The 26,072-nt window shown below is 64.7% G+C and carries 21 protein-coding genes, 1 tRNA gene and 1 other RNA gene; 13 read left to right on the forward strand and 10 right to left on the reverse strand.

Annotated features, from left to right (window positions below):
* Positions 1 to 82 precede the first annotated feature (82 nt).
* The 3 genes from DKM43_RS12055 to DKM43_RS12065 all read right to left on the reverse strand — a co-directional run bounded on the left by DKM43_RS12055 (position 83) and on the right by DKM43_RS12065 (position 4,104).
* Entirely contained in the window at positions 83 to 292 is a 210-nt protein-coding gene (locus DKM43_RS12055) for a hypothetical protein (RefSeq protein WP_236632554.1), read from the reverse strand.
* 132 nt (positions 293 to 424) lie between these two features.
* Entirely contained in the window at positions 425 to 1,750 is a 1,326-nt protein-coding gene (locus tag DKM43_RS12060) for an alkaline phosphatase family protein (protein WP_236632561.1), read from the reverse strand.
* 44 nt (positions 1,751 to 1,794) lie between these two features.
* The gene (locus DKM43_RS12065; protein ID WP_109798813.1) at positions 1,795 to 4,104 is read right to left on the reverse strand and encodes a TonB-dependent receptor domain-containing protein; all 2,310 of its coding nucleotides are present in this window, start codon (positions 4,102 to 4,104) and stop codon (positions 1,795 to 1,797) included.
* A gap of 192 nt (positions 4,105 to 4,296) precedes the next feature.
* On the opposite strand from DKM43_RS12065, the gene DKM43_RS12070 reads away from it, so the two are divergent.
* Both DKM43_RS12070 and DKM43_RS12075 read left to right on the forward strand, forming a co-directional pair.
* Positions 4,297 to 6,459: an RNA degradosome polyphosphate kinase gene (locus DKM43_RS12070; protein WP_109798762.1), complete on the forward strand. Its 2,163-nt coding sequence runs from the start codon at positions 4,297 to 4,299 to the stop codon at positions 6,457 to 6,459.
* Positions 6,460 to 7,944, forward strand: a complete 1,485-nt coding sequence (locus tag DKM43_RS12075; protein ID WP_236632556.1) for a Ppx/GppA family phosphatase — start codon at positions 6,460 to 6,462, stop codon at positions 7,942 to 7,944.
* Positions 7,945 to 8,047: 103 nt separating this feature from the next.
* Here DKM43_RS12075 and DKM43_RS12080 read toward each other — a convergent pair.
* The 3 genes from DKM43_RS12080 to DKM43_RS12090 form a co-directional block, all read right to left on the reverse strand.
* Positions 8,048 to 8,123 (reverse strand) — tRNA-Ile (locus tag DKM43_RS12080).
* A 48-nt stretch (positions 8,124 to 8,171) separates the two neighbouring features.
* Positions 8,172 to 9,194: a polysaccharide deacetylase family protein gene (locus DKM43_RS12085; RefSeq protein ID WP_109798763.1), complete on the reverse strand. Its 1,023-nt coding sequence runs from the start codon at positions 9,192 to 9,194 to the stop codon at positions 8,172 to 8,174.
* Positions 9,191 to 11,131, reverse strand: a complete 1,941-nt coding sequence (locus tag DKM43_RS12090; RefSeq protein ID WP_109798764.1) for a histidine kinase dimerization/phospho-acceptor domain-containing protein — start codon at positions 11,129 to 11,131, stop codon at positions 9,191 to 9,193. Before DKM43_RS12090 ends, DKM43_RS12085 begins: the two co-directional genes overlap by 4 nt.
* A gap of 308 nt (positions 11,132 to 11,439) precedes the next feature.
* Here DKM43_RS12090 and DKM43_RS12095 point away from each other — a divergent pair, with 308 nt between their 5' ends.
* A complete protein-coding gene (locus DKM43_RS12095) occupies positions 11,440 to 11,907 on the forward strand; it encodes an Lrp/AsnC family transcriptional regulator (protein WP_109798765.1) in 468 nt (155 codons plus the stop codon).
* 74 nt (positions 11,908 to 11,981) lie between these two features.
* Here DKM43_RS12095 and DKM43_RS12100 read toward each other — a convergent pair whose 3' ends face one another.
* Positions 11,982 to 12,269, reverse strand: a complete 288-nt coding sequence (locus DKM43_RS12100; protein ID WP_109798766.1) for a chorismate mutase — start codon at positions 12,267 to 12,269, stop codon at positions 11,982 to 11,984.
* 124 nt (positions 12,270 to 12,393) lie between these two features.
* Between DKM43_RS12100 and DKM43_RS12105 the strand changes: the two genes are divergently transcribed.
* Together DKM43_RS12105 and DKM43_RS12110 are read left to right on the forward strand one after the other, a co-directional pair.
* Positions 12,394 to 13,407, forward strand: coding sequence for a polyprenyl synthetase family protein (locus tag DKM43_RS12105; RefSeq protein WP_109798767.1), 1,014 nt, complete (start codon positions 12,394 to 12,396; stop codon positions 13,405 to 13,407).
* Positions 13,408 to 13,426: 19 nt separating this feature from the next.
* Positions 13,427 to 14,443, forward strand: coding sequence for an aldo/keto reductase (locus DKM43_RS12110; RefSeq protein WP_109798768.1), 1,017 nt, complete (start codon positions 13,427 to 13,429; stop codon positions 14,441 to 14,443).
* Between the two features lie 18 nt (positions 14,444 to 14,461).
* Here the strand turns inward: DKM43_RS12110 and DKM43_RS16510 are convergent, their stop codons facing one another.
* Entirely contained in the window at positions 14,462 to 14,608 is a 147-nt protein-coding gene (locus tag DKM43_RS16510) for a hypothetical protein (protein ID WP_161554082.1), read from the reverse strand.
* 113 nt (positions 14,609 to 14,721) lie between these two features.
* Here DKM43_RS16510 and hrpB point away from each other — a divergent pair, with 113 nt between their 5' ends.
* From hrpB to DKM43_RS12150, 8 genes are all read left to right on the forward strand, one after another.
* Positions 14,722 to 17,169, forward strand: a complete 2,448-nt coding sequence (hrpB, locus tag DKM43_RS12115) for an ATP-dependent helicase HrpB (RefSeq protein ID WP_109798769.1) — start codon at positions 14,722 to 14,724, stop codon at positions 17,167 to 17,169.
* A gap of 33 nt (positions 17,170 to 17,202) precedes the next feature.
* Positions 17,203 to 17,481: an ETC complex I subunit gene (locus DKM43_RS12120; protein ID WP_109798770.1), complete on the forward strand. Its 279-nt coding sequence runs from the start codon at positions 17,203 to 17,205 to the stop codon at positions 17,479 to 17,481.
* A gap of 52 nt (positions 17,482 to 17,533) precedes the next feature.
* Positions 17,534 to 17,628: signal recognition particle sRNA small type (gene ffs, locus DKM43_RS12125), an RNA gene on the forward strand.
* 58 nt (positions 17,629 to 17,686) lie between these two features.
* The gene (locus DKM43_RS12130; RefSeq protein WP_109798771.1) at positions 17,687 to 19,618 is read left to right on the forward strand and encodes a DNA polymerase III subunit gamma/tau; all 1,932 of its coding nucleotides are present in this window, start codon (positions 17,687 to 17,689) and stop codon (positions 19,616 to 19,618) included.
* Positions 19,615 to 19,950, forward strand: coding sequence for a YbaB/EbfC family nucleoid-associated protein (locus tag DKM43_RS12135; RefSeq protein WP_109798772.1), 336 nt, complete (start codon positions 19,615 to 19,617; stop codon positions 19,948 to 19,950). The genes DKM43_RS12130 and DKM43_RS12135 overlap by 4 nt, the downstream gene beginning before the upstream one ends.
* 127 nt (positions 19,951 to 20,077) lie before the next feature.
* On the forward strand, positions 20,078 to 21,109 hold the full coding sequence (locus DKM43_RS12140; RefSeq protein ID WP_236632557.1) for an MlaA family lipoprotein: 1,032 nt from the start codon (positions 20,078 to 20,080) through the stop codon (positions 21,107 to 21,109).
* A gap of 105 nt (positions 21,110 to 21,214) precedes the next feature.
* Positions 21,215 to 23,617, forward strand: coding sequence for an endopeptidase La (lon, locus tag DKM43_RS12145; RefSeq protein WP_109798816.1), 2,403 nt, complete (start codon positions 21,215 to 21,217; stop codon positions 23,615 to 23,617).
* Positions 23,618 to 23,865: 248 nt separating this feature from the next.
* A complete protein-coding gene (locus tag DKM43_RS12150; RefSeq protein ID WP_109798773.1) occupies positions 23,866 to 24,138 on the forward strand; it encodes an HU family DNA-binding protein in 273 nt (90 codons plus the stop codon).
* A gap of 124 nt (positions 24,139 to 24,262) precedes the next feature.
* Here the strand turns inward: DKM43_RS12150 and DKM43_RS12155 are convergent, their stop codons facing one another.
* Together DKM43_RS12155 and rlmB are read right to left on the reverse strand one after the other, a co-directional pair.
* Complete coding sequence (locus DKM43_RS12155) at positions 24,263 to 25,135, reverse strand: hypothetical protein (protein WP_109798774.1); 873 nt, start codon at positions 25,133 to 25,135, stop codon at positions 24,263 to 24,265.
* A gap of 32 nt (positions 25,136 to 25,167) precedes the next feature.
* Positions 25,168 to 25,995 (reverse strand): 23S rRNA (guanosine(2251)-2'-O)-methyltransferase RlmB, encoded by an 828-nt coding sequence (rlmB, locus tag DKM43_RS12160; protein WP_109798775.1) that lies wholly within the window; start codon positions 25,993 to 25,995, stop codon positions 25,168 to 25,170.
* Between the last annotated feature and the right edge of the window lie 77 nt (positions 25,996 to 26,072).

The raw sequence follows: 26,072 nt of genomic DNA on the forward strand, positions 1-26,072 counted from the left end.
GAAAGACTGGAATGATCGGGCGCGCGGAGCAGTGTCACAACCACTGCGAGGTGGCAAGCACAGTCAGCCTTGGCGCTATCTCTCAGGCGCGACGGTATTCGTGCGCTGGCGGGGGAACCAGCGGCAGATCCTCGTAGGCGGGCTGAAAGCCGAGCAGGCGGTAGAGATCGGGGCGCAGGTAAGGGAAGGCATCCCCCGCATCTTCGTGGACACGGGCGCATTCGCCCAGAAAGCTGTCAAAGGTGCGAAATAGGCCGCGTTTCATGGTCTGCCGGTCAGTGCGTGTGGGCACGATCTTTCCCTTGCGCTGCCGGTCAGCGATTCGGCCAATCCATTCGTCTTTCGTCAAAAATCCGCCACAACCTGCAACGATGGCCCGCATCTCCATGTCATTGATTTGCCGTGAAGATGCGGGCCATCAGGATCAATCGGCCAGCTTCAGCGGGGCAACTTCCGCGTTTGGCAGGCTTGCCCCCATGCGGCGCGCAAGAGTCGGCGCGATCGCGCGCATGTCGATCTCGCCAAGGTTGCGCGACTTTGCCACGCCCTTGCCCATGACCAGGAAGGTCGAGCGCATTTCCGGCAGGGTGGGGAAATACCCGTGCATCCCCTTGGTGCGCGAGGGACGTGCCAGCGGTGCATTGGCGGCAAAACCCCCGGCCAGCGCGCCGGGCTTCAGATCCACGAAGAAGCTGGCCTGCGGATTGCCGCCCATGCGCGCGATTTCCGCACGATCGGCAATTTTCGCGATCCGGGCAGCCGGATCGGCGGCGAGCTTTTCAAGCAGCGCGCCGACCATGCCTGAAAGCGCGGCATCATCCGGCCGCGCCAGCACCACCGCGATGGAACCACCCGAAGGCCAAGGCATGGCATCCCACGATGCCACTTTGCCATCATCGCCCAGCCGGATCAGCCCGGCATCGATGAAGGGTCGGAAAAGGTTCACCTCGGTGTCGGTCGGAACAAAGCCGTGATCGCTGACCACTGCAATCGTGGCATCGGGATGCGCGGCAAGTTCGGCTGACACGAGCTTGCCCACGGCCGCATCCAGCCGTTCAAGAATGGCGTTGGCCTCCGCAGAGCCGGGACCATGGACATGCTCTTCATGATCGAGCGCGGCCAGATAGACGGTGAGGAAGCCGGGCTTTTTCGTTTCGATCAGCCGCACGGCAAACTTCGTGCGGGTCTCGTCGGCTGAAACCCCTTCGTCGATCCCATCGGCATAGGGGCCGCAGTCGTGCTCTAGCGCCGTGTAAAGGCCATCGGTGGCCAGCGCTTTGAGCATCTTGCGATCATCGGCATGGCCCGAACGCCAGATCTGGGGCATGTTGTATGTCAGTGACGATACGCCCACACTGACCGGCCAGTGGATGTTGCCGGTGGTAAGCCCGGCCTTGCGCGCCGCGTCCCACAAGGTGGGGGCGGTGATGTCGTCGGCAAACCAGAACCAGCCGCCATAGTTGATCTGCTTCGGATCGAAGGTGGTGTTCGAAACAATGCCATGGCGCGCCGGTGCCACTCCGGTGATCAGTGTGGTGTGGCTGGGATAAGTCACGGTGGGCAGATTGCCCGAAACTCCGGTGGCATAGGCGCCTTCCTTCAGGAAACGGCGCAGGTTGGGGATATTGAGGCCGCGCTTGTCGGCTTCCAGCACGTCGCCGGGGCGCAGTCCGTCGATAGAGATGAGCAGGACCGGCGAGCGGCTTTCCCCGGCCCGAACGGCGACGGGCGCCGTGCTGCCAAGCAGCACGACGCCCGCGACGAGGGCCTTTGCGAATGAAAGGCGCGGCACTGTCAGAACCCGACCTTGACCGTGGCGAAGATTTGCCGCGGTGCACCTGCAAGCAGGGTCTGGTTGTCACCGCTGAAGCCGAAGCCGTTCGACCCGATCGTTGCGACATAGCGCTTGTCGGTGAGGTTGACGGCGTTGAGCTGGAACTCGACCGGCTGACGCTGGCCTATGTCGAGGCGGTAGCCGATGGTGGCGTCCACCAGCGCCCGGCCCGGCACGGACTGATCGTTCAGGTAGGTGAAGAACCGCTTCGACATGTAGTTGACGCCGACACGGCCGAAGAAGGTCGGGCTGTCATAGGACAGTTCGCCATGCAGCAGATGCTTGGGCGTATCGACCACGGTCTTGCCCGCGGTGGGCCGGATCGTGGTGGTGCCGCCGGTCGTGATGACTACGTCGTCCCGGTAGGTCGTGTCGTTGTAGCTGTAGGAGGCAAAGGCCCCGAAGCCGCCGGGCAGCCGCACATCGACAGCCGCCTCGATGCCGAGAGCGCGGACCGAGCCGACATTCTGCAACGCGTTCGTGGCGCCCACGATGCCGACCGAGGTCGGGATCACCAGCAGGCGGTTCTTGAAGTTGACATAGTAGCCCGCGAGCGAAGCGTTGACGACACCCGTGGTGTAGCGAAGACCGGCTTCGTAGGTGTCCGAGGTTTCCGGCTTGATCGTGTTGCGGATCGCATCGAAGCCCTGCTGGGTCGACGAGAACGGTCCGGTCGTGGTCGAAGCCTGGAAGGCGCGCGTTACCTGGGTGAAGCCGGCGAAGGCTTCCAGCGCATTGTCGAACTTGTAGTTCAGGCCGACATGCGGCTGGAACCAGTCCTCTACCTTGAGGCTGCCGGTGGCGCGGTTGTTGGTGTTCACCAGCGAGAAGGCGGTGGTATCGACCGAGTAGCCCTTCCAGCCCACGTTCACCTTCAGCGCGCCCAGATCGATGTCGTCGGCAACGTAATACTGGATCGTGTCGGTCTCAAACGCGATCGACCACTGCGTGAAGAAGGGGTTGCGCTGGAACTTGCTGTGATCGCGGCCCGGATTGGTGCGGCTTTCATAGGCATAGAACCGGCGCGACTGGATGAAGTCGTTCTTTTCGTACCAGCCGCCAATCAGGAGATTGTTGATGCCGTAAGTTGCCGAATACGATGCGAAAACGCCCTTGCGCTTGATGTCGTATTCGGTCGTGCGGATCGACATGGGAACGCCGGTCGGGCTGTTGAGATAGGGCGTGCCCCAGGTGCCCTGACCATCGTTCTCGTGGTAGTAGCCCTTGATCGCGAACTTGCCCGTGTCGCCCACGGCCGCCGTCAGGCCGAGCGAGGCCAGCGTATCGCGGCGCAGGCCCGATGCTTCGTAATAGGCATCGTCAATGCTGGTGATCGGTGCGGGATAGACCGTGCCGGCCGTAGGGTTGAGCGGCGTCGTGCCGGTATCGCCCCGGTTCGCGCCGATATCGGCCACGCGGATGGCTTCGGCATAGCGCGAGCGGCCGAAGTTGTCCCAGTCGTAGCCGAGACGGTTGATCATCGCGAGGCTGAGATCCTGATAGTCGCTTTCCGCGCGATCCGAGTAGCTGATCGATCCGTCGAGATCGACACCGCCACCCAGCGGCAGCACGCCCTTGGCATTGACCATGAAGGTGCGCTGCTTGCCTTCGCCCTTCCACTTGTCGCCGTTCTGGTATTGCACCGAGGCATAGGCGCGCGCGCCGTCGCGTGTGCCAACCCCGATGCGGGCAAAGCCGCGCCAGGTATTTTCCGAGCCGTAGGAGCCGCTGGCCGTCACGCCCAGCGCATCCTTGGGATCGATCGAGAAGAACTCAAGCGTGCCGCCAAGATTGTTGGTCGATTGCGCAGCGATGGAACCGGAACCCTGGCTGACGCGGGTCACGCCGATGTTTTCGGGGCTGATCGCACGGCTGATGTGCAGGCCGTTGTTGTTGCCATACGACATGTCGCCCAGCGGAATGCCGTCGAGGTTGAAGCCAAGCTGGTTCTGGCTGAACCCGCGGATGGTGATGCGGGTGGACCATTCATAGTTGCCGAAGGCATCGGCCGACTGGAAGTTGACCGAAGGCAGCTTTTCGATTGCCTTCAGCGGGCTGGTGCCGGAAGCAAGGATCGTCAGTTCGGCGGTCGAAAGTTCCTGCACCTGACGGGTTTGACCCGCGCCAAGTACGACGATTTCGGCATTGGCCGAATCAGTGGCGGCAGGGGCCTCTGCGGCGGGGGCGGCCTGATCTTCGGGAAGATCGGCGGCAAATGCCGGGGCGGCGAAAAGCGAAGTGCTGGCCAGCAGCACGGCGGCGATACGCATGATTTTGTCCCTCATAGACCACACTGGCGTGGCGAGCTGCCAGCTAGGCCCGTGCTGTTTCAGGATCGTGCAATTTCAGGGACAGATCAGCGACATGAGTGTGACAGCCAGTTGACGGTGATGCCCGAAGACTTCCTTGCCGCGCTGCTTTAACGAGGTAGCATGATGCGCCTTTGATCGCATCGGTTCGCGATGCCCTGCCGGGAGATCGATATCTTGAGTACCGAAAGCCTGCCGCCATTGCAGGAGCGCTTCTTCAACCGGGAACTGAGCTGGCTGGCGTTCAACCGCCGCGTTCTGGCCGAAGCGGTGAACCCCGATTATCCGCTGCTTGAACGGCTGCGCTTCCTGTCTATCAGCGGCAGCAACCTTGACGAGTTCATGATGGTGCGTGTGGCCGGGATCGCGGGGCAGGTGCGCCGGCAGATCGACGAGCTTTCCATTGATGGCCAGACGCCGCAGCAGCAGCTTGGCGCGCTGCTTGAAGCGGTAAAAGACCTTGTCGATTCGCAGCAGGACGTGCTGGCCGACCTCAAGGAGGAACTGGCCGAAGCCGGGATCAGGCTGATTGACAACGACGTTCTGGGCAAGGGCGAGGCCGACTGGCTGCGCGAATATTTCGAGGAGCACGTTGTCCCCGTGCTCACGCCGCAGGCGATCGATCCGGCGCATCCTTTCCCGTTCATCGCCAATCAGGGCACTGGCATCCTGTTCCAGCTTCTGCGCACCGCCGATGGCGCACCGGTGACGGAGATGATCCTCATTCCGCCCGCGTTGCCGCGCTTCGTGCGCCTGCCCGGCAAGAAGGCCATGTGGATCGGCATCGAGGAACTGGTGCGGCGCCATGCCACGCTCCTCTTCCCCGGCTTTCGCATTCTGGGCCACGGCACGTTCCGCGTGCTGCGCGACAGCGACATCGAGATCGAGGAAGATGCCGAGGATCTGGTGCGCTACTACCGCACCGCGATCCAGCGGCGGCGGCGCGGCAAGGTGATCCTGCTGCACCTTCAGGAAAACTTCGATGTTGATGCCGAACGCCTGCTGCGCCAGCAGTTGCGGCTCGATCATGCGCTGGTCATCAAGAGCCGGGGCCTGCTGGCGGTCAACGGACTTTCGGCCGTGATCGAGGAGGATCGGCAGGATCTGAAGTTCGATCCCTACAACCCGCGCTATCCCGAACGCATCCTTGAGCATGATGGCGATTGCTTTTCCGCCATCCGCGAAAAGGATCTGGTGATCCACCACCCTTACGAAAGCTTCGAGGTGGTGATCGATTTCCTGCGGCAGGCTGCGGCCGATCCCGATGTCGTGGCAATCAAGCAAACGCTCTATCGCGCCGGCAAGCAATCGGCGGTCATCGCCGCGCTGATCGCGGCGGCCGAAGCGGGCAAGTCCGTCACGGCCGTGGTCGAACTGAAGGCACGCTTCGACGAGGAGCAGAACCTGCTCTGGGCCGCGCAGCTCGAACGGGCAGGCGTTCAGGTTATCTACGGCTTCGTTGACTGGAAGACCCACGCCAAGGTCAGCATGGTGGTGCGGCGCGAGGGCGGGGGCTATCGCACCTACTGCCACTTCGGCACGGGCAACTACCACCCCGTTACCGCGCGCATATACACCGATCTGTCGTTCTTTACCGCCGATCCGCGCATGGGCCGCGATGCCGGGCAACTGTTCAACTTCGTGACGGGCTATGTCGAGCCGAAGCACACCGAGCTTCTGGCCATTTCCCCGATCAACCTGCGTGAACGGCTTTACGAATGCATCGACCGCGAGACCGCGCTGGCCAAGGCGGGGCGCCCGGCCACGATCTGGGCCAAGCTCAACCAGCTTACCGATCCCGACCTGATCGACCGTCTCTATCTGGCCAGCAGGGCCGGTGTGGAGATCCGGCTGGTTGTGCGCGGCATCTGTTGCCTGAAACCCGGCGTTCCGGGCCTGTCCGAAACGATCGAGGTGAAGTCGATCATCGGCCGCTTCCTTGAACACAGCCGCATCTGGGCCTTCGGCAACGGTTCGCGCATGCCCAACAAGCGGGCGCGCGTGTTCATTTCCTCGGCCGACGGCATGAGCCGCAACATGGGCCGCCGCGTGGAAGTGCTGGTGCCTGTGCGCAATCCCACCGTGCACGATCAGGTGCTCGATCAGGTGATGATGGCCAACCTGCTCGATACCGAGCAAAGCTGGAGGCTTGGCGCGGACGGCGAATACGAGCGCTTCGCCAAGGGCGATCCTTCGTTCAACCTGCACAGCTACTTCATGACCAATCCTTCGCTGTCGGGGCGAGGGGCCGCACTTTCCCGTGGAAGAAAGGTTCCCAAACTTGCGCTTCGGCGCGGGGCGGCTAACCGTGACTGAGTGACTGGCAAGAGCGAATCCGTGCGTCATGCAGGTGGCGTTTTCGCGTGGGAGCAATCCCGCGCGATCATCGACATTGGCTCGAACACCGTTCGCCTTGTCGTTTACGGCGGCCCGCCACGCGCCCCGGTCACGCTCCTGAACGAGAAGGTCACGGCGCGACTTGGCAAGCACGTTGCCGAAACCGGGAGGCTTTCGGAGAAAGCGGCAGGCGGGGTGCTGCGGGCGCTGTCGCGCTACAAGGCGCTGCTTGATCTTGCCGGTGTCGGGCGGGTCGATGTGGTGGCCACCGCCGCGGTGCGCGATGCCACCAACGGCGCGGACTTTCTTGAAAGGGTGCGCGAAATCGGCCTGAAACCCCGCCTTCTTTCGGGGGTGGAGGAGGCCGAGACCAGCGCAACCGGCGTGCTGGGCGCCTTTCCCGATGCGCGCGGGATCGTGGGCGATCTGGGCGGGGGCAGCCTCGAACTTGTCGATCTGGTCGACGGCAGCACCAGCCACGGGGTCAGCCTGCCGTTGGGTTCGCTGCGCCTGCCCGCCATGCGCGCCAAGGGGGACCGCGCCTTCGTGCGCACCATCGGCAAGATGCTTGCCGGGGCGGACTGGGTGGCCGAACCGGGCGTGACGCTATACCTCGTCGGCGGGTCGATGCGCGCGCTCGCCCGCGCCATGATGGTCCGCCTGAACTGGCCGCTGGAGGATACGCACGGCTTCACGCTGCCCGCTGAAAAGGCGATGGCACTTTCCCGATTGCTGGCCCGACGCGGACAGCCGCTGAAGCCCATCGAGGGCGTCTCGGCGAACCGGCTTGCCAGCATTCCCGATGCAGCGGCCCTTCTGGGCGTGCTGTTGCAGCAGTTGCAGCCGGGGCGCGTGGTCTTTTCCTCATGGGGCTTGCGCGAAGGCGTGCTCTTCGGCTCGCTGGATGCGGCGGTCCAGCGAGAAGATCCGCTGCTGGCCGGGGTGCTTGCATTTACCGGGCCAATGGCTGTGGATACGGCACTGCTGGATGCGGCGGTGCGCTGGATGGCAGATGTCGTGCCGCTTGCCGCAACCCCTCTGGGCCGCGCCGCGCTTGCCCTGTGCCTTGCCGCAGGCCGGGTGGAGCCGAACCTGCGCCGCGATCTTGCCAGCGACTGGGGCTTGCGCAAACGCTGGGTGGGCGTGGATGATGCGGGCCGCGCCGTGCTTGCCGCAGCGTTGCGCGCCAGCGCGGGCAAGGGGCAGACACCCGCTGCCGGGGCCGATCCCTGGGTGCGTCTGGCGCCGCCCGAAGCCCTGGCCGAGGCGCGCGGCCTCGGTCTTGCCGCACGGCTTTGCCGCCGGTTGAGCGCGGGTGCGCTTGCCGTCATCGAACAGACCCGGTTGAGCCGGGAGGACGACAGGCTGAGCCTTTCCAGCCCCGTGCTGCATCTCGTCGGCGAAGGCTCCTCGCGGGATCTGAGGGAACTTGCCCAGCATCTTGGCCTTGGCATTTCGGGTTGATGCAGCGACGCTGGACCCTGAGCACCCTGCCGCACTGAGCAGCGCGAGAGACAAGCAGGGGTTTGGCCTGACAGCGCTTTGGCGCCCGGCAACCCGGTGGTGATGGTGGGCCCGGCAGGATTCGAACCCGCGACCTAGCCGTTATGAGCGGCCAGCTCTAACCGCTGAGCTACAGGCCCATCGCGCATCCCGCTACAGATGGGGCAGCCACTTGGCAAGGTGGTGCATCACACTTGCGCGGCGGCAATGACCTCGGCCACCGATGCGGGACGGACGCCGCTTTCGGCAAGATGCTCGAACACGCCGCGCCACCAGTCGTAGAACCGGTCCAGATCATCTTCCGAATGGACATAGGGCGTATGGCCCGGCCGCAGAGAGGGGCTGTGGAACGAGAAGGTCAGCACCGGCAGGCCCAGATCGAGCGCAATGTCGATGCCCCGGCGTGCTTCGTCGAGGGTTATGCCCTCCGGGGTCAGCGGGATGCGTTCAAGCAGGCCAAGGCGGGCCAGCGCACCGCGCATTCTGGGCACGCGCCACAGAAGCGGATAAAGCGCTTGGCCCCATTTGCGCAGGCTTCCGGCAAAGACCGTGGTCAGCGGCATTTCCATCAGCCCGTTGCGCTTGTCGATCCACCATGGGCGCAGCGGGAAGCCGGTGAAATCGGGGCCGCCCGTGGCGCTGTAATCGAAATGCGGCCGCACCGAGGTGTCGATGGCGATGGCGGCTTCGGACAGGATTGCGGCGGTGTTCGGGCCAACGCCGTAGCGCCCTGCGCGGTAGATCAACGGACCCGCGCCGAAAGCCCGCTCTACGGTTTCGCGCAGCTTGCGAAACTTCGCGCGCTCAAGTTCTGCGGGAAGATTGCCGGCAAAGCTGTTGTGCACATTCAGCTCTTCGGTGAACGGCGGGCTGACCCAGGGGTGAAGCTGCACTCCGATTTCGGCTTTGCGCGCCGCCACCGCCTCGGCCAGAATCTCGGCGGCGTTGGGATCGTTGGCAATCGGAAAATCCACCAGATAGATGGGAACCACGCCCATGCCTTCGCAGAACTGCTGAAACTTGCCGAGCCGCGGCACATGGGCAAGCCCGTGGCTGGTGCGGTCAAGCGGCTTGGCCCAGTCAAACTCTTCTTCGGTATCGACCGTCAGAATGAAGCGGGTGCCGAAATCGGGGGCGAAGCTGACGAAATCGTCCGGGCGGGGAGGGCGCAGGATGCCCGGCACGCCCGATGAACTGAGGTTCTGCGTCATCCGCCAGCCGCTTCGGTCTGGGGGGCAGCGGCCCCTATCGGTCCCTGGGCCGCTGCCAGAGGCAGGGTGAGGAGCAGCCGGTTGCCATCGCGCTTGAGGGTGCCGCCCCCGGCGGTGATCTCGGCTCGCGCAAGCCGCAAGGCAAAACCGTTGCCAAGCATGGCAGGCGCCACGAGCGAGGCGGCAGGCGCATTGGCATCGGGGGCAAACAGCGCATCGTCATCAAGCATGGCAAGCGATGCAGGCAGCGGCAGGACGAGCATGGCAGCTGGATAAGGGGCGGTGCTCTGTTGCAGCGAAAGCGCAAGCCGCTCGCCCGGCGCAACGCTGGCGGCGATCACCGCAAGCACTCGCCATACGCTCCGCTCCAGTTCCTCGGACGCCATGCCGACCATCAGGGGGGCGGGAGAAGCGAAGGGCGCCGGGGCAGGCTCGGCGGCCGCTTCCGGATGATGCTGCATGAGTTCGACGGAAAGCCTGACATTGCGTGCGGCAAGCACGGGCATGACCTGCCCGATCAGGCGGGCGGTGATCGCGGCGATGTCGGCCTCGCCTGGATCGAAGCCGATCGCCCGGCTTTCCAGCTTCACCAGCCGTTCCACTTCCTCGAACCCGGCGAGGATCTGGGCGGCATCGGCTGCGATGCTGGCCGCCATGGCGCGATACTGGTGCGGGGTCGCGCCCAGCGCCTGAGACTGGATCATCTCGGCAAAGCCCTGGATCGCGTTGATCGGCGTGCGCAGTTCATGCAGCAACTGGCGCAGCCGGTCAGCTTCAGCGGCGGCGGGCGGATTGCCTGCGTCGGCAGGGGCAGCGAAATGCCCGGTTGCCGCCATCTGCCGACGCAGGCGCAGGACATAGCCCGCAAATCGGCCGCCATCGGGTGCAAACAATGGCGTTCCATCGGCCTGCCAGCGCCCGGAAACCGGTGCGGCGCCTTCAATCTCCAGCGTTCCCGCACAAACCGGCTGCCGATGACGGAAGGCGCGCGCCATGGCCGCATCGCAATGCACTGGCGCTGCCTGATCGGCGGTGAAGGGACGGCTGCCGATGAGCATTCCCGGTGGATCGATTGCCGCCGATGTCACGATGCCATCGGCATCGGTGCGCAGATCGATCATCTCTGGCGCGGGGCGTTCGGGTGCGGGATCCTCGGCAAAGGGCAGACGCGGCGCAAGACCATCGCGGCCGGAGTGGCCCGATCCCGAAAGGCCCTGCACAGGTCCGCGTCCGTCGGCTTCGCCCGCGCGCGAAGCATTTTCGCGATCCTCGCGTCTGCGCCGGAAAGCCTCGATTCGCTTGACGATGGCTCCGATGCCTTCGGTCGCTGGCGGAAGCGGCGCATCAAGGATGATCGCTGTTTCGGCCGTAGCGGGGGCGGGAACTTCGGTTGCCGGGGAAGGAGTGGCCACACTTTCCGTGGTCTGTTGCGCCTCGTCATCCGGTATTGCCGCGCCCGTCGCCTGAGCGGGCTGGCTGAACGCCGGTTTTGCCGCCATTTCCGGTTCCGGCAGAAGAAAGTCGTTCACGCCAAGACGGGAGAGCAGATCACGCACCGGCTGGCCAAGATCACCGCGATGCCGCACGAAGCCGCGCGCTGCGGTGGGCAGGCGGGGAATCAGCGCCAGCCAGTCCTCATCAGGCAGGCGGGCCGCGGCAACGGCGGCTGCGGCGGTGCGGGGCGCACCTTGCGCGAAGTGATAGACCAGCACGGCCGAACGGTGCGGCACAGCCCGCAGCACGGCGGCGCATTCCTCGTCGCTCAGCATGGCGACGAGCGAATCGGCACGTTGCAGCGCCGCCGCGTGCTGCCGATTCCACGCGCTCAGCGGCACCGAGCCGAGCAGATCGACCAGTTGCCGCAACTGGGTGCGGGCGGCCGTCTTGCCGGCCACGCTGGTGCGCAGCACGGTATCAAGGCGGTCATCAACGATCATTCAGTCTCGCTTTCGGCGCGTTGGGCGGGGTTTTGCATGCACGTATCAAGGGCGATGAGGCTTTGCTTGCCGGTCATCGCCATGCCCCCATTACCGCAAGCAAGGCTAACAAAGTGTGGCCAAACGTGAAAGTCGGGTGTCCACCGCGTTGCAATGTGGCGATCTTGCGATATGACACAACAAAATTATCCGGGACGATGGATTTTGTGCCGAAAGTTGCGATTCCCGCTTCTTTCCTGACTTGCCTTCATCCCTGACAGGCTGCTGCCCGCCCGCCGGGCATGACGAGAACGGACGAACGACCGAGCATGGCAACCCTTGATGCAATCGACCGGCGGCTTCTGGCCGAATTGCAGGCCGAAGGCCGCGTGACCAATGTCGAACTGGCCCAGCGCGTCGGGCTGACCGCGCCGCCGTGCCTGCGCCGGGTGCGCGCGCTTGAGGATGCGGGCGTGATCCGCGGCTATCATGCCGATCTCGATGCGTCGAAGCTCGGCTTTGCGATCACGGTTTTCGCGCTCGTCAGCCTCAAGAGTCAGGCGGAGGAATCGCTGCGCCAGTTCGAAGACCACATGCGCACCCTGCCCGAAGTGCGCGAATGCCACATGCTGAACGGCGAAATCGACTTCATCCTGAAGATCGTCAGCCGCGATCTGCAAAGTTTTCAGGAGTTCCTGACCAGCAAGCTGACGCCTGCGCCCAACGTGGCCAGCGTCAAGACCTCGCTGACGATCCGCACGGCCAAGCAGGTTCCCGGCGTGCCGCTGGAAGAGTGATCGTTGCCCGCGCCCGCCAAGGAAGGCTGGCACAAGACCGGATCAGGCCAGCCAGTTCCTGATGACGGTCCCGGTCAGGACGATGACGCCGCGCGTTCGTGGTGGCGAATTACTTCCTGAATGATGAAGCGCAGGAACTTTTCGGAAAACTCCGGATCCAGACGCGCTTCTTCGGCAAGGCGGCGCAGCCGGGCGATCTGGCGCTCCTCGCGTCCGGGATCGGATGCGGGCAGCTTCTTCTCGGCCTTGTAGGCGCCGACTGCCTGGGTAATGCGGAAGCGTTCGGCCAGGATGTGGATCATGGCCGCATCGATATTGTCGATCGACTGGCGATAGCCTGCCAGAACCGGATCTTCGCTCATTCGCTTCGGGTCCTTCCGTTGCCCTTGCTGCCCGCCCTTTGGTCTGCCTTCGGGCCGTAATGGCCGCTACAGTGCAAGTTGCGTCTTGCCAAGCGCTGCCCTTGTCGCCAAGCGGGCAGGCACGATGACTGCAACCGTCCATACCCTGCCGCGCAAGTCCGAACCCTCGCTGGCGCCGATGATGGCGCTGGTGGCCGAAGGCATGAACAGCGTCAATGCCGTGATCCTTGACCGGATGCAGTCGCGCATCCCGCTGATTCCCACGCTTGCCGGACACCTGATCGCGGGCGGCGGCAAGCGGATGCGCCCCATGCTCACGCTCGCCAGTGCGGCTCTGCTGGGTTACGGCGGCAGCCGCCACTACAAGCTGGCCGCCGCGGTCGAGTTCATCCATACCGCCACCCTGCTGCACGATGACGTGGTCGATGGTTCCGACATGCGCCGCGGAAAGAAGACGGCGAACATCGTCTATGGCAATCCCGCCACGGTGCTTGTGGGCGATTTCCTTTTCAGCCGCAGCTTCGAACTGATGGTCGAGGATGGCTCGCTCAAGGTTCTGCGCATCCTGTCCAATGCCTCGGCAGTGATCTCCGAAGGCGAGGTCGATCAACTTGTCGCCCAGCGCCAGATCGACACGACCGAGGAAATGTATCTCGATATCATCGCTGCCAAGACGGCCGCGCTGTTTTCCGCTGCATGCCGCATTGCCGCCGTGGTGGCAGAGCGCGAGGAAGCCGATGAACTGGCGCTTGATGCCTATGGCCGCAATCTTGGCATTGCCTTCCAGCTTGCCGACGATGCCATCGATTACGATTCCGATGCCGCCGAGATGGGCAAGGACAAGGGCGACGATTTCCGCGATGGCAAGATGACGTTGCCGGTGATCCTTGCCTATGCGCGCGGATCGGACGAGGAGCGCGCCTTCTGGCAGGCGGCAATCGCGGGGGACCGCACCTCAGACGCCGATCTGGCCCATGCGGTTGAACTGATCCGCCGCCACGATGCAGTCAACGCCACGCGCGAACGCGCCCGCATGTATGCCCAGCGCGCGATTGACGCCATCGCCGGTTTCCCCGCCAGCGCGGCCAAGACCGCAATGACCGAGGCCGCCCTGTTCGCGGTGGCGCGCCGCTTCTGACCCAGCCGGAGAACACCTGATGCAGCATCGTCGTCTTGGCCGTTCGGCCATTGTCGTTTCCGATATCTGCATGGGAACCATGACCTTCGGCAGTCAGGTCGACGAGGCCGAGGCGCTGCGCGTGCTCGACCGGTCGTTCGATGCCGGGATCAACTTCTTCGACACGGCCGAAGGCTATCCGGTGCCACCGGACGTGAAGTGGGTTGGCCGGACAGAGGAGATCGTTGGCAAGTGGCTGAAAACCAAGCCGCGCGATGCGATCATCCTTGCCACCAAGGTTTCCGGGCCAAGCCATGTCTGGTTCCGCTCGCCCTGCCGCAGCGGGATGACCGCGCTGGACCGGCGCAATATCAAGACGGCGATCGACGCCAGCCTCAGGAAGCTTGGCACCGATTACATCGATCTCTACCAGACCCACTGGCCGGATCATGACACCCCCTATGACGAAACCATGGCGGTGCTCGATGAACTGGTGCGCGCAGGCAAGGTGCGGATCACCGGCTGCTCGAACGAGACAAGCTGGGGGCTGATGAAGTCCATCGCCGCGGCAGAGCGCCTGGGCACCGTGCGGTATCAGACCATCCAGAACAATTTCAGCCTCAACAACCGCCGGTTCGAGGATGAACTGGCGCAGGTCTGCCGCAAGGAAGGCGTCAGCCTGATACCCTATTCCCCCATCGCGGGCGGCGTGCTTTCGGGCAAGTATCAGGGCGGAGCCTTGCCTGAAGGCGCGCGCTTCTCGCGCTATCTCGCCATGGAAGGGCGGCAGGCCCAGATGGGCAGGCGCTTTGTGAACGAGCGCTCGCTGGCGTCAACCGAGCGGTTCATGGCCATTGCCGCCGAGGCAGGGCTAGATCCGGTGACAATGGCGGTTGCATGGTCGAAGCAGCACGATTTCGTGGCATCGACCATTGTTGGCGTGGGGGCGGAAGGCCAGCTCGATGCCATCCTTGCCGCGGCCGATCTGGTGCTGCCGCACGATGTGATGAAGGCAATCGACCGGGTCAGCCGCGAGATTCCCTATCCCATGGGCTGAGAGGCTGCCCTCACGTTTCTATCGGCGGCCCCGATGCTTGCGCCACAGCCACCAGCAGCTCGTGCCGAAGGCTGCGCACAGCGCCAGAAATGCCCCGCCGATCATCGCACCGCCAAGCAGAAGACCGGTGGTCAGCGCCACCACGAAGTCGAGCGTGGTCCTCATCCACAGGCGTCTAGCGTTTGGCAGCCGATCTGGCCACCGGAATGCGCAGAAGCGTATGCAGGGCAAGGGCGCGCCATTGCCAGCGCGCCGCCGGTGCCGGTAAAGGGCGCGGGGTGAACGATCTTCCCATTCATGCCGTCCTGCCCGATCTTCTGGCCGCCCTGCAGGCTGGTTCGTCGGCCGTGCTGGTCGCGCCGCCGGGAGCGGGCAAGACGACCGCCGTTGCCCCGGCCCTGCTGAGCGAGCCATGGTGTTCCGGGCAGGTCATCGTGCTGTCCCCCCGGCGCGTGGCGGCACGGGCGGCAGCCGAACGCATGGCCGAAATGCTGGGGGAACAGGCGGGCGAGACCATCGGCTATGTCACCCGGCTTGATGCGAAGCGCTCGGCACGCACGCGCATTATCGTGATGACCGAGGCGATCTTCGTTTCCACGATCCTGCGCGATCCCGAATTGCAGGGCGTCTCGGCGGTCCTGTTCGACGAGGCGCATGAACGCCATCTCGACAGCGATCTGGGTCTTGCGCTGGCGATAGAGGCGCAAGGCGTGCTGCGCGAGGATCTGCGGCTGGTGGTCATGTCGGCCACGATCGATGGATCACGCTTTGCCGCATTGATGGGCGACGCGCCGGTGATCGAGAGCGAGGGCAAGGCGCATCCGCTGACCGTCAAGTGGCTGGGCGAGCGGCCTGATGTGAAGATCGAGGCCGCCATGGCTTCGGCTATCCAGACCGCGTGGCGCGAGGAGGAGGGTGACATCCTCGCCTTTCTGCCGGGCGTTGCGCAGATCGAGCGAACGGCGGACCTGCTGGCCGGGCGGCTGCCGCAGGCGCTGGTCCTGCCATTGCACGGACAGGTGGAGCCTGCCGGACAGCGGGCAGCCATCCGGCGCGACTCCGCAGGAAAGCGCCGCATCGTGCTGGCCACGAGCATTGCCGAAACCTCGCTCACGCTGGATGGTGTTTCGGTGGTCGTGGATTCGGGGCTTTCCCGCCGGGCCGAGTTCGACAAGGCCGCCGGGGTTACGCGGCTGGTCACCACGCGCGCCAGCCAGGCATCGGCGGCGCAGCGCGCGGGCCGTGCCGCGCGGCAGGGACCGGGCGTTGCCTACAGGCTGTGGGAAGAGGCTGGCCATGCCGGGCGTCCGGCCTTCGATCCGCCGGAAATGGCCACAAGCGATCTGGCGCCGCTGGCGCTCACACTGGCACAGTGGGGTGCGGGCGATCCTGCGGGCATGGCATGGCTCGATCCGCCGCCGGCAGCGTCAATGGCAGCGGCGCAAGGCGCGCTGCGTGCGCTGGGCGCGCTGGACGGCGATGGGCGCATCACGCCGCATGGCAGGGACATGGCGCGCCTGCCGATGGAGCCTGCGCTGGCACACATGCTCCTGTTTGCCGCCGAACGCGGACAGGCGCGCGAAGCGGCCGGTCTTGCGCTTCTCCTTCAGGAGCGCGGCCTTGGCGGCAGGGGCGAGGATCTGGCGCGCAGGCTTGAGCGCTGGTCTGCCGAGCGCGGCGGCAGGGCCGATGCTTCGCGCAAGCTTGCCGAGCGCTGGGCGACTATGGCCAAAAGGATCGTTGAAGTGCGCGCGGCGCCGGTTCCGGCGGGCGTGCTGCTGGCCGAAGCCTTTCCCGACCGGATTGCGCGCGCGCGGACCGCATCGGGAGAGGACTGGCTGGCGGCAGGCGGACGCGGCTATCGGCTTGATCCGGCATCACCACTTGCCGCTGCAAAGTGGCTGGTGATCGGGGATGCGCAGGGCGAAGCACGCGGTGCGCGCATCACAGCGGCCATTGCGGTGGAGGAAGATGACATTGCCCGCCACCTGACGCACCGGATCGAGGAACGCCATGCCCTATCGTGGAATGCGCCGGAAGCGCGGGTGGAAGCGCGGCTTGAGCGTCGTCTGGGGGCGATCGTGCTGGCGCGGGTGCCCGACCCCCGGCCCGATCCCGATGCGGTTGCGGCCTGCCTGATTGCCGCTGTGCGCGAAGGCGGGCTTGGTCTGCTGCCGCTGGGCGCGGCGGCAAGGGCGCTGCTCGTGCGGGCAGACTATGCCGGACTGGAGGCTCTGTCGCCAAGCGCCCTTCTGGCATCGCTGGAGGACTGGCTCGGCCCCTTGCTGGCGGGAAGGCGCGATCTTGCTATCGGTGCGGGCAGGTTGCACGAGGCCTTGCTGAACCGGCTTGGCTGGAACGAGCGGCAGCTGCTTGACCGGGTGGCTCCGGCGGAGTTTCGTTCACCCGCAGGCACCAGCCATGCCATCGACTATGGCCACGAAGGTGGACCGTGCGTGGAAGTGCGGGTGCAGGCGTTGTTCGGGCTTGAAGCGCACCCTTGCGTGGGCCAGCCGCCACGCCCCCTGCTGCTCAGCCTGACCAGTCCCGGCGGAAAGCCCATTCAGACCACGGCCGATCTTCCGGGTTTCTGGCGCGGATCGTGGCGGGATGTGGTGAAGGACATGAAGGGCCGCTATCCGAAACACCGCTGGCCGGATGAGCCTTGGGCCGAAGACCCCAGTCTCAAGACCAAAAACGCCTTCAACGCGGCAAAGCGGGCTTGATTTGCGGCCTGATTCGTGTGCAAGCGCAGCATCATGTCAGCACGCATCTACCAGCGCCCGAAGAACGCCATGCAGTCCGGCAAGGCCCGGACCAGCGACTGGCTGCTTGAGTTCGAACCTAGCGAGGCCCGGCGCCCCGATCCGCTGATGGGCTGGGCCGGTTCAGGCGATACGCAGGCACAGGTCGTTCTTGCCTTTGCCTCGCAGGCAGAAGCGCAGGCCTACGCCGAACGCTATGGCATTGAGGCGCGGGTGATCCCCACCCCGCCGCGCAGGCTGAAGCTGCAAAGTTACGCCGACAATTTCCGCTGAGCCAAGCCGGGGCAGGGCTGGACAAACCCGCGCTTCCTCTCCATATGGCGCGCCGGGAGTCGGTCGGACGCTTGCGTCCGCCAACCTGGTCAGGTCCGGAAGGAAGCAGCCACAACGGGTTGCGGCGGGTCGGCCGGCTCCTTTTCCACCCCATAACGCGCGATGCCTTTCGACATTGGCGCCGCAAGTTCCTAGATAGGGAACGATGGGCGATTCACCTGACATGTTTGGCGACGGGCCGGAGGACGAGGAAGCCGGTCCAAGTGCGCAGGAGCTTGAAGCTGCCGGGCAGGTCTCGCTGTTCGGCGATCCTGAGCCGGCACCGGCCCCGGCTCCAGCCACAGTTCCAGCCCTGGCCCCGGCGCAAGCGCCAGCGGCGGACCTTGCCAGCCCGCAGGAACGGCCGGTCCCGTCTGTTGCCGCCGAACCTGCCCCTGCCGTGGCAGCGCCGCCATCGGCACCAGCCGCGTTGCAGCCCTACCGCGTGCTGGCGCGCAAGTATCGTTCGCAGACCTTCGCCGAACTGATCGGTCAGGATGCGATGGTCCAGACGCTGGCCAACGCGATCAAGCGGGATCGGCTGGCCCATGCCTTCCTGATGACCGGCGTGCGCGGGGTGGGAAAGACCTCTACCGCCCGCCTCATCGCCAAGGCGCTCAATTGCATCGGCCCTGACGGGCAGGGCGGCCCGACGATCGATCCGTGCGGCGTGTGCGAGCCTTGCGTGGCGATTGCCGAGGGCCGCCATATCGACGTGATCGAGATGGACGCGGCGTCGCACACGGGCGTCGATGATGTGCGCGAGATCATCGAGGCGGTGCGCTATGCCGCCGTTTCGGCGCGCTACAAGATATATATCATCGACGAAGTCCACATGCTCACGCGCAATGCCTTCAACGCGCTGCTCAAGACGCTTGAAGAACCGCCCGCGCACGTGAAGTTCCTGTTCGCCACGACGGAAGTGGACAAGCTGCCGGTCACGGTGCTCTCGCGCTGCCAGCGGTTTGATCTCAGGCGCATTCCCGCCCCGCTGCTGGCCAGCCATTTCGCCATGATCTGCGGCAAGGAAGGCGTCGAGGCCGAGGACGAGGCGCTGGCAATGATCGCTGCTGCTGCCGAAGGCTCGGTCCGCGATGGCCTGTCGATCCTCGATCAGGCGATCAGCCACGCCGATCTTGTCGGCAGCGACGATGGCGCGACGCGCGTCACCGCCGAACAGGTCCGGCAGATGCTTGGTCTTGCCGACAAGACAATGCAGCGCCGCCTGCTGGAGGCGGTGCTTTCGGGCAAGGGCGATCAGGTTCTTGCGGAAGTGGCGCAGCAATATGCACTGGGCATCGAACCCATTGCCATGATGCGCGCGCAGATGGACGTGGTGCACCGCGTCACAGTGGCGCAGGTCGGTGGTATCGGTCCCGATGTGCGGTCGAGCGAAGAGCGCGAGACTCTGGAAAAGTGGGCAGGCACCTTGTCTGCCGGGCAGTTGCACCGCCTGTGGCAGTTGCTCCTCAAGGGCTACGAGGAAGTGAAGATCGCGCCCGATCCGCTGGTGGCGGCGCAGATGGCATTGCTGCGGGTGATGCACGCGGCCGATCTTCCCGATCCGGGCGGACTGGTGAAGAAGCTGGAAGAGCTGGCCCAGCGCCCCGCGCTTGCCGCACCGGCGGCCGGTCATTCCCATGGCGCGGACAGCGGTGCGCCCGAAGCGGGCCATGCTGCGCCTCAGGCAGCTCCTTCGGCAGCGCGTGTCAGCGCCGATTGGGAGGCACTGGTCGAGCAGGTCGAACAACATGCGCCGCTTGTCGGTTCCACCATGCGCCTTGGCGTGCGGGTGGTGGAACTGCGTACCGGCCTCTTGCGCTATCAGCTTGCACCGGGCTTGCCGGGCGATCCTGCGGCCGATATCCGCCGCGCTCTGGCGCAGGCTACCGGCGAGGCATGGACTGTCGAGCGGGGCGAGGGAGAGGCCTTGCCCAGCCTTGAGGAGGCGCGGGCGGCAAAGGCAGCGGCGGAAGAAGCCGCGATGAAGGCCGATCCGCTGGTCAAGGCCGCGCTGGAAGCCTTTCCGGGTGCGGTCATCATCGATGAGGACAGCTCGCAAGAGCACGAGAAAAGACCCTGGAGCAAACGCGCATGAAGTCGATGGAAGAGATGATCCAGGCTGCCCAGAAGGCAGCGCAGACCATCCAGAAGCAGATGGAAGATGCCCAGTCGAAGCTCGACGCAATCGAGGTCGAAGGTGCCGCCGGTGGCGGTCTGGTCAAGATCCGCGCTTCGGCCAAGGGCCGGGTCATCGGAGTGGCGATCGACGAAAGCCTTCTGGCGCCATCGGAAAAGGGCATTCTGGAAGATCTCGTAGCGGCGGCCTTCAACGATGCCCGGACCAAGGCCGATGCGGCAGCCGCCGAGGAAATGCAGAAAGTGCAGATGGCCGCAGGCATTCCGCCGGGCTTCAAGCTGCCGTTCTGACCTGCGCGTTCTGTCAGGCAGGTGTCGCAATTCATCGCGCGGGTCTTGCCGGAAATGCAATCGCTTGCCATGTGGTGCGCTGCATGACGGCTGATCCCTGCCGCCCGTGCCGCAGTGGATTGTCCGTTTGAGCATTACCCTTCTTGCCAGTGCCGCCATGCTTGCCGCGCCCGGCGCCATGGCGGATCTTCCCGGAGCTGATGCGGCAGAGCAGGGTATCTCTGCTCCGTCCCCCGATGAAGCGGCTGTTCCTCCGGTTTCCTCGCGCATTGCCCTGCCTCCGGTCGATCCGGCGGGTGCCGCGCCGTCCGCGCCGTCACTCGACGAGATCGAGCAGGACGAGGCGGCCATCGTGGTTTCCGGCCAGCGCGCGCCCCGGCAGGATCCGATGCAGGCCATCAATCAGGCATCCTATGATGCCGTGCAGGCGGTGGATGATGCGGTGATCGCGCCGCTTGCCACCGGCTATCGCAAGGCGCTGCCCGGTCCGGTCCGCACGGGGCTGCGCAATGTCCTGCGCAATCTGACCGAGCCTGTCATTGCCCTGAACTTTCTGCTCCAGCTTAAACCGGGCAAGGCGGCCGAAACCGTGGGGCGCTTTGCCGTCAACTCCACCGTGGGCATCGCCGGCCTGCTTGATGTCGCTGTCGGCAAGCCGATAAACCTTCCCTATCGGCGCAATGGCTTCGCCTATACGCTGGGGTATTACGGCGTGGGGCCGGGGCCATACATGTTTCTGCCGCTGGTGGGGCCAACCACCGTGCGCGATGTCTTCGGGCTGACGCTCGACCGCTTTCTGCTGCCCTTCGCCGTGGGCGGCCCCTTGCAGCATCCTGCCTATGTCATCGGCAGCTTCACCATCCGCTCGCTCGACGAGCGTGTGGAAAACGATGCGCTTTTCCGCAAGATACGCGAAGAATCAAACCCCTACGCCAGTTACCGCGAGCTTTACCTGAAGACTCGGCAGGCCGAAATCGATGCGCTGAAGGGAAAGCCCGTGGTGCTTCAGGACGAAGCGCTGCTGCCTGCGATCGTGCCAACACCGCCGCCCTTCGTGGATGCGCCGCCCCCTGCGCCGCCTGCACCGGCACACAGCGCGGCCGTGCCGGATATCGTGTTTGTTGCCGAACCCGTGGTGCAGCCGCTGCCTGAGGGCTGATCCACAGCCTAACGTGCGCAAGGCCATTGCGAGGCGGGCACCGGCCCCCCATATCGGATCAAAGCGCCGGGCGGCGGGCCGGGCGTGATGGAAAACGAAGTGCCCATGAATCTCTATCCTCTGCTTCCCTTGCGTGACATCGTGGTGTTTCCCGGCATGGTCGTGCCGCTGTTCGTCGGACGCGAGAAATCGGTTGCCGCGCTTGAAGCTGCCATGGCCGGTGACAAGGACATCTTCCTGCTGGCCCAGCTTGATCCCGGCTGCGACGATCCCGACCGCGACGACCTGTATGAAACCGGCGTGATCGCCAGCGTGCTGCAACTGCTCAAGCTGCCCGATGGCACCGTGCGTGTGCTGGTGGAAGGGAGCGGGCGAGCCACGCTGCAATCCTTGCGTGAGGAAACGGCCGCAGGCGGCACCATGCTGGTGGCGCAGGTCGAACCGCAGGAACCGGTAGTGGTCACCGGCACCGAGATTGCCGGCATGATGCGCTCGGTCGTCGATCAGTTCGCCGAATATGCCAAGCTTTCCAAGAAGCTGCCGCAGGATGCAGGCGGCCAGCTTGGCGATATCGATGATGCCGGAAAGCTGGCCGATACGGTTGCCGCCAATCTTGCCGCCAAGGTGGCCGACAAACAGGCCGTTCTTTCCGAAGCCGATCCAATGAAGCGGCTGGAGATGGTGCTTTCCTTCATGGAAGGCGAACTGGGCGTGCTTCAGGTGGAGCGCAAGATCCGTGGCCGCGTGAAGCGCCAGATGGAAAAGACCCAGCGCGAATACTATCTGAACGAACAGCTCAAGGCGATCCAGTCGGAATTGGGCGGCGATGGCGAGGAAGCCAACGAACTGGCCGAGCTTCAGGAGAAGATCGAAAAGCTCAAGCTTTCCAAGGAAGCAAGGGCCAAGGCGCAGGCCGAGCTGAAGAAGCTCAAGACCATGCAGCCGATGAGCGCCGAGGCCACGGTCATCCGCAATTACCTTGATGTCCTGCTGGGGCTGCCGTGGGGCAAGCGCAGCAAGCTGAAGAAGGACATTCCCGCAGCGCAGGCTATCCTCGATGCGGATCATTACGCGCTCGACAAGGTGAAGGACCGGATCATCGAATATCTGGCGGTGCAGGCGCGCACCAACAAGCTCAAAGGTCCGATCCTGTGCCTTGTCGGCCCTCCGGGTGTCGGCAAGACCTCGCTCGGCAAGTCGATCGCCAAGGCAACCGGACGCCAGTTCGTGCGCCAGTCGCTTGGCGGTGTGCGCGACGAGGCCGAGATCCGCGGCCACCGGCGCACCTACATCGGCTCGCTGCCCGGCAAGATCGTGACCAATCTCAGGAAGGCAGGAACCGCCAACCCGCTGTTCCTGCTCGACGAGATCGACAAGCTGGGACAGGATTTCCGGGGTGATCCGGCCTCGGCCCTGCTCGAAGTGCTTGATCCCGAACAGAACGCCAAGTTCCAGGATCATTACCTCGAACTGGACTTCGATCTTTCCGACGTGATGTTCGTCTGCACGGCGAACAGCCTCAACCTGCCGCAGCCGCTGCTCGATCGCATGGAGATCATCCGGCTGGAAGGCTATACCGAGGACGAGAAGGTCGAGATTGCCGAGCGGCATCTCATCCGCAAGCAGGTTGAAGCGCATGGCCTGAAAAAGGGTGAGTTCACCCTGACGACCGAGGCCCTGCGCGATCTCATCCGCTACTACACCCGCGAAGCCGGTGTGCGCACGCTTGAGCGCGAGATTGCTCGGCTTGCGCGCAAATCGCTGCGTCAGATTCTTGAAGGCAAGGCCAAGAGCGTCACGATCACACCGGAAAACCTTTCGGACTTTGCGGGCGTGCGCAAGTTCCGCCATGGCGTTTCCGACGAGGAAAATCAGGTCGGGGCCGTGACCGGCCTTGCATGGACGGAGGTCGGCGGCGAACTGCTGACCATCGAGAGCGTGACGGTTCCGGGCAAGGGTGCTGTCAAGACCACGGGCAAGCTGGGCGAAGTGATGAGCGAGAGCGTCCAGATGGCGTTCAGCTTCGTCAAGGCGCGCAGCCCTGCCTACGGGATCAGGCCATCGATCTTCAACCGCAAGGATCTGCACATCCACTTGCCCGAAGGCGCCGTGCCGAAGGACGGGCCGAGCGCCGGGATCGGGATGGTGACGGCCATGGTTTCCACCCTCACCGGCATTCCGGTGCGCGCAGACGTGGCCATGACCGGCGAAGTGACGCTGCGCGGGCGGGTGCTGGCCATCGGCGGTCTCAAGGAAAAGCTGCTGGCGGCGCTGCGCGGCGGCATCAAGACCGTGCTGATCCCGGAAGAGAACCGCAAGGATCTTGCCGAGATTCCGGCGAACATCAAGGATGGCCTTGATATCGTTGCGGTCAGCCATGTCGACGAGGTGCTGGATCGCGCTCTGGTATCGAAGCCCGAACCGATCGAATGGACGGAAGCCGATGATCTTGCCTCCCAGCCGGCCGGGGCGGCAGTAGCGGCCACGCCTTTGCCCACGGCCCACTGATCTGGCTGCACCGCGAAGGACAAGGCTTGCGAAAAGGTGCGACGGGGGCGGCGCGGGTGCGCTGCCCCCATCTTGTTGCACAAGGTGACAAAAGGAGCGCGCAAATGGTGGTGCTGCGCTGCTTTAACCTTTGACAGGGCCTTGTTTCTCGGCTCTCTTTCGCGCCTCTCAAAACCCGATTCCGTCAGGTTCATTCAACGTGGCCTGGCTGCTTGAAGACGACACATAAGAACCAGGGGATTTCCGCAATGAACAAGAACGATCTGATCGGCGCGGTCGCCGACATCAGCGGGCTGTCGAAAGGTGATGCCACCAAGGCTGTTGAGGCGGTTTTCGAATCGATCTCCGGCGCGCTGGCCAAGGGCGACGAAGTGCGCCTTGTCGGCTTCGGCACCTTTTCCGTGGCGAAGCGCAAGGCTTCCACCGGCCGCAACCCGCGCACGGGCGAGCCGATGGCAATCAAGGCTTCGGCCCAGCCCAAGTTCAAGGCGGGCAAGGGCCTGAAGGACGCGGTCAACTGATTGCGTGAAGGCCGCGCGTTCGCGGCACGAACAGCAAAAAGCAGCGGCGCCGGTCATGCAGACTGGCGCCGTGTTTTTTTGCTGAAACCCGCCCCGGCCGATGCAGCGGTTTTTCAGGGCTACATCAGGGGGTGATGCGGATCAGCGCTGTCGGCGCTTCCCTGGTCCGCGCGTTCACCTTCCAGACCAGTGCCCTGGCATTGGCCATCCCATTGGGCACAGCTGTCGGGCCTTCGTCGGTATTGTTCGCCAGAATCTCGCCATCCGTTACGATTGTCAGCACGCCGTCAAGGACCGGCATTCCCTCACCTCCGGCCTTGGTGCTCTTCTCGTCGGCAACGGCTGTTGCCGCACCCATGAAGGGATTGCCGTTTGAGGCCGGGGTCATTGCCGGAGCCTCGATGCGCACACCGCCATCGGCGCGGCGGATCATGGTGATGAAGGGCGTTACCATCGGCAGCTTCTCCACCAGGGGGAAGCTGAAATCATGGTCGAGGCGGCCGGATACCGCATATTCCACCTCGAACCGGCCATCGCCCCTGTCGACCACCGATTTCCAGCCCTTCTGGCGGCGCAGCCGGTCGGCAAACTCGGCCGCCGCGCGCGGATCGGCCGGGTCGATGCCGCCCAGCATGGCCTTCATCATCTGGTCGTCGGACTTCTTCTTTTCGGCCGCCGCTGCCCGACTTGCGGCGATGTCCTGCTCCCACGCGCGGCGCTGTTCGGCCAGTTCCTCCTTCGAGCACTTGCGCTTTTCGCCGCTATCATCGTCGTAGCAGGGCGCCGGTTCGAACATCTCGTTTTCACTCTTGCGACGGCCTTCCTCCTCGGCCGCCTTCGACAGGGCCAGCACGTGGATTTCGCCCTTGTAGGCAAAGCTGAAGCTGCCATCCCGGCGCAGGTCGATCTGCGACGTGAACCGACCCGGCATCAGCAGGCAGCCTGCCAGAAGCATCGTTGCCGCCACGGCGGCAGCCAGTGTGATCGAGCGCTTCATCGCATCCTCCCGCCTGACCCTGTCCGGGCGTGTCAGTTGCCGCGGGTTGCCACCGCATAGAGCGCAATCGCCGCCGCGTTCGAGACGTTAAGGCTTTCGATGGCCGAAGCAATGGGAAGCCGTGCAATCGCATCGCAGTGCTGCGCCACGTTGTGGCGCAGCCCTTCGCCCTCCGCGCCAAGCACCAGCACCACCGGGCCTGCGGGAACGGCGGAAGGAAATACGGCCTTGCCATCGCCATCAAGGCCGATGCGCCAGTAGCCTTCCTCGCTCATCCTTTCGAGCGCGCGTGCAAGGTTCACCACACGCACCCAGGGCACGATCTCCAGCGCGCCCGATGCCGATTTGGCCAGCGTTCCCGATTCCGGCGGGGCATGACGATCCTGCGTGACCAGCGCGGCGACGCCGAATGCCGCGCATGACCGCAGGATCGCGCCCACGTTGTGCGGATCGGTTACAGAATCGAGCACCACGATCGTGCGGCCGTCGGCCTCGTCCAGAATGTCGTCGAGCGCAACGTCGTCGAGCGGCGCGCAATCGAGCACCAGCCCCTGATGCGGCGCGTCCCTTGCCACCAGACGCGCAAGATCGGCGGCCTGTGCATATTCGACGGGAAGAGTGGGGGGCAGTTCGGCGTCATGATCGTCGAGCATCGCCTGAATGGCCTCGCGCGTGCCCCAAAGCTTCTTCGCATCGCGGTTGGGATTGGTGAGCGCAGCCTCCACCGCATGACGCCCCCACAGGCGCACCGATCCGGCGCTGCCCCGGCCAGAGCCGCGCCCGCCCTTGTTGCGGCCTGCGCGCCCGCGCAAGGCACGGCCTCTGGGGTTGTCGTCGTGACGGTTGCCGTTGCTGGGCATGGGATTACCTTCTTTCCGGGAAGAGCGTTCAAAAAATCATGCCGCGAATGCCAGCCTGCCCATTGACAGGCAAGCCT

This window comes from Novosphingobium meiothermophilum (assembly GCF_003171715.1).
In the GTDB taxonomy this organism is placed as follows: Bacteria; Pseudomonadota; Alphaproteobacteria; order Sphingomonadales; family Sphingomonadaceae; genus Novosphingobium; species Novosphingobium meiothermophilum.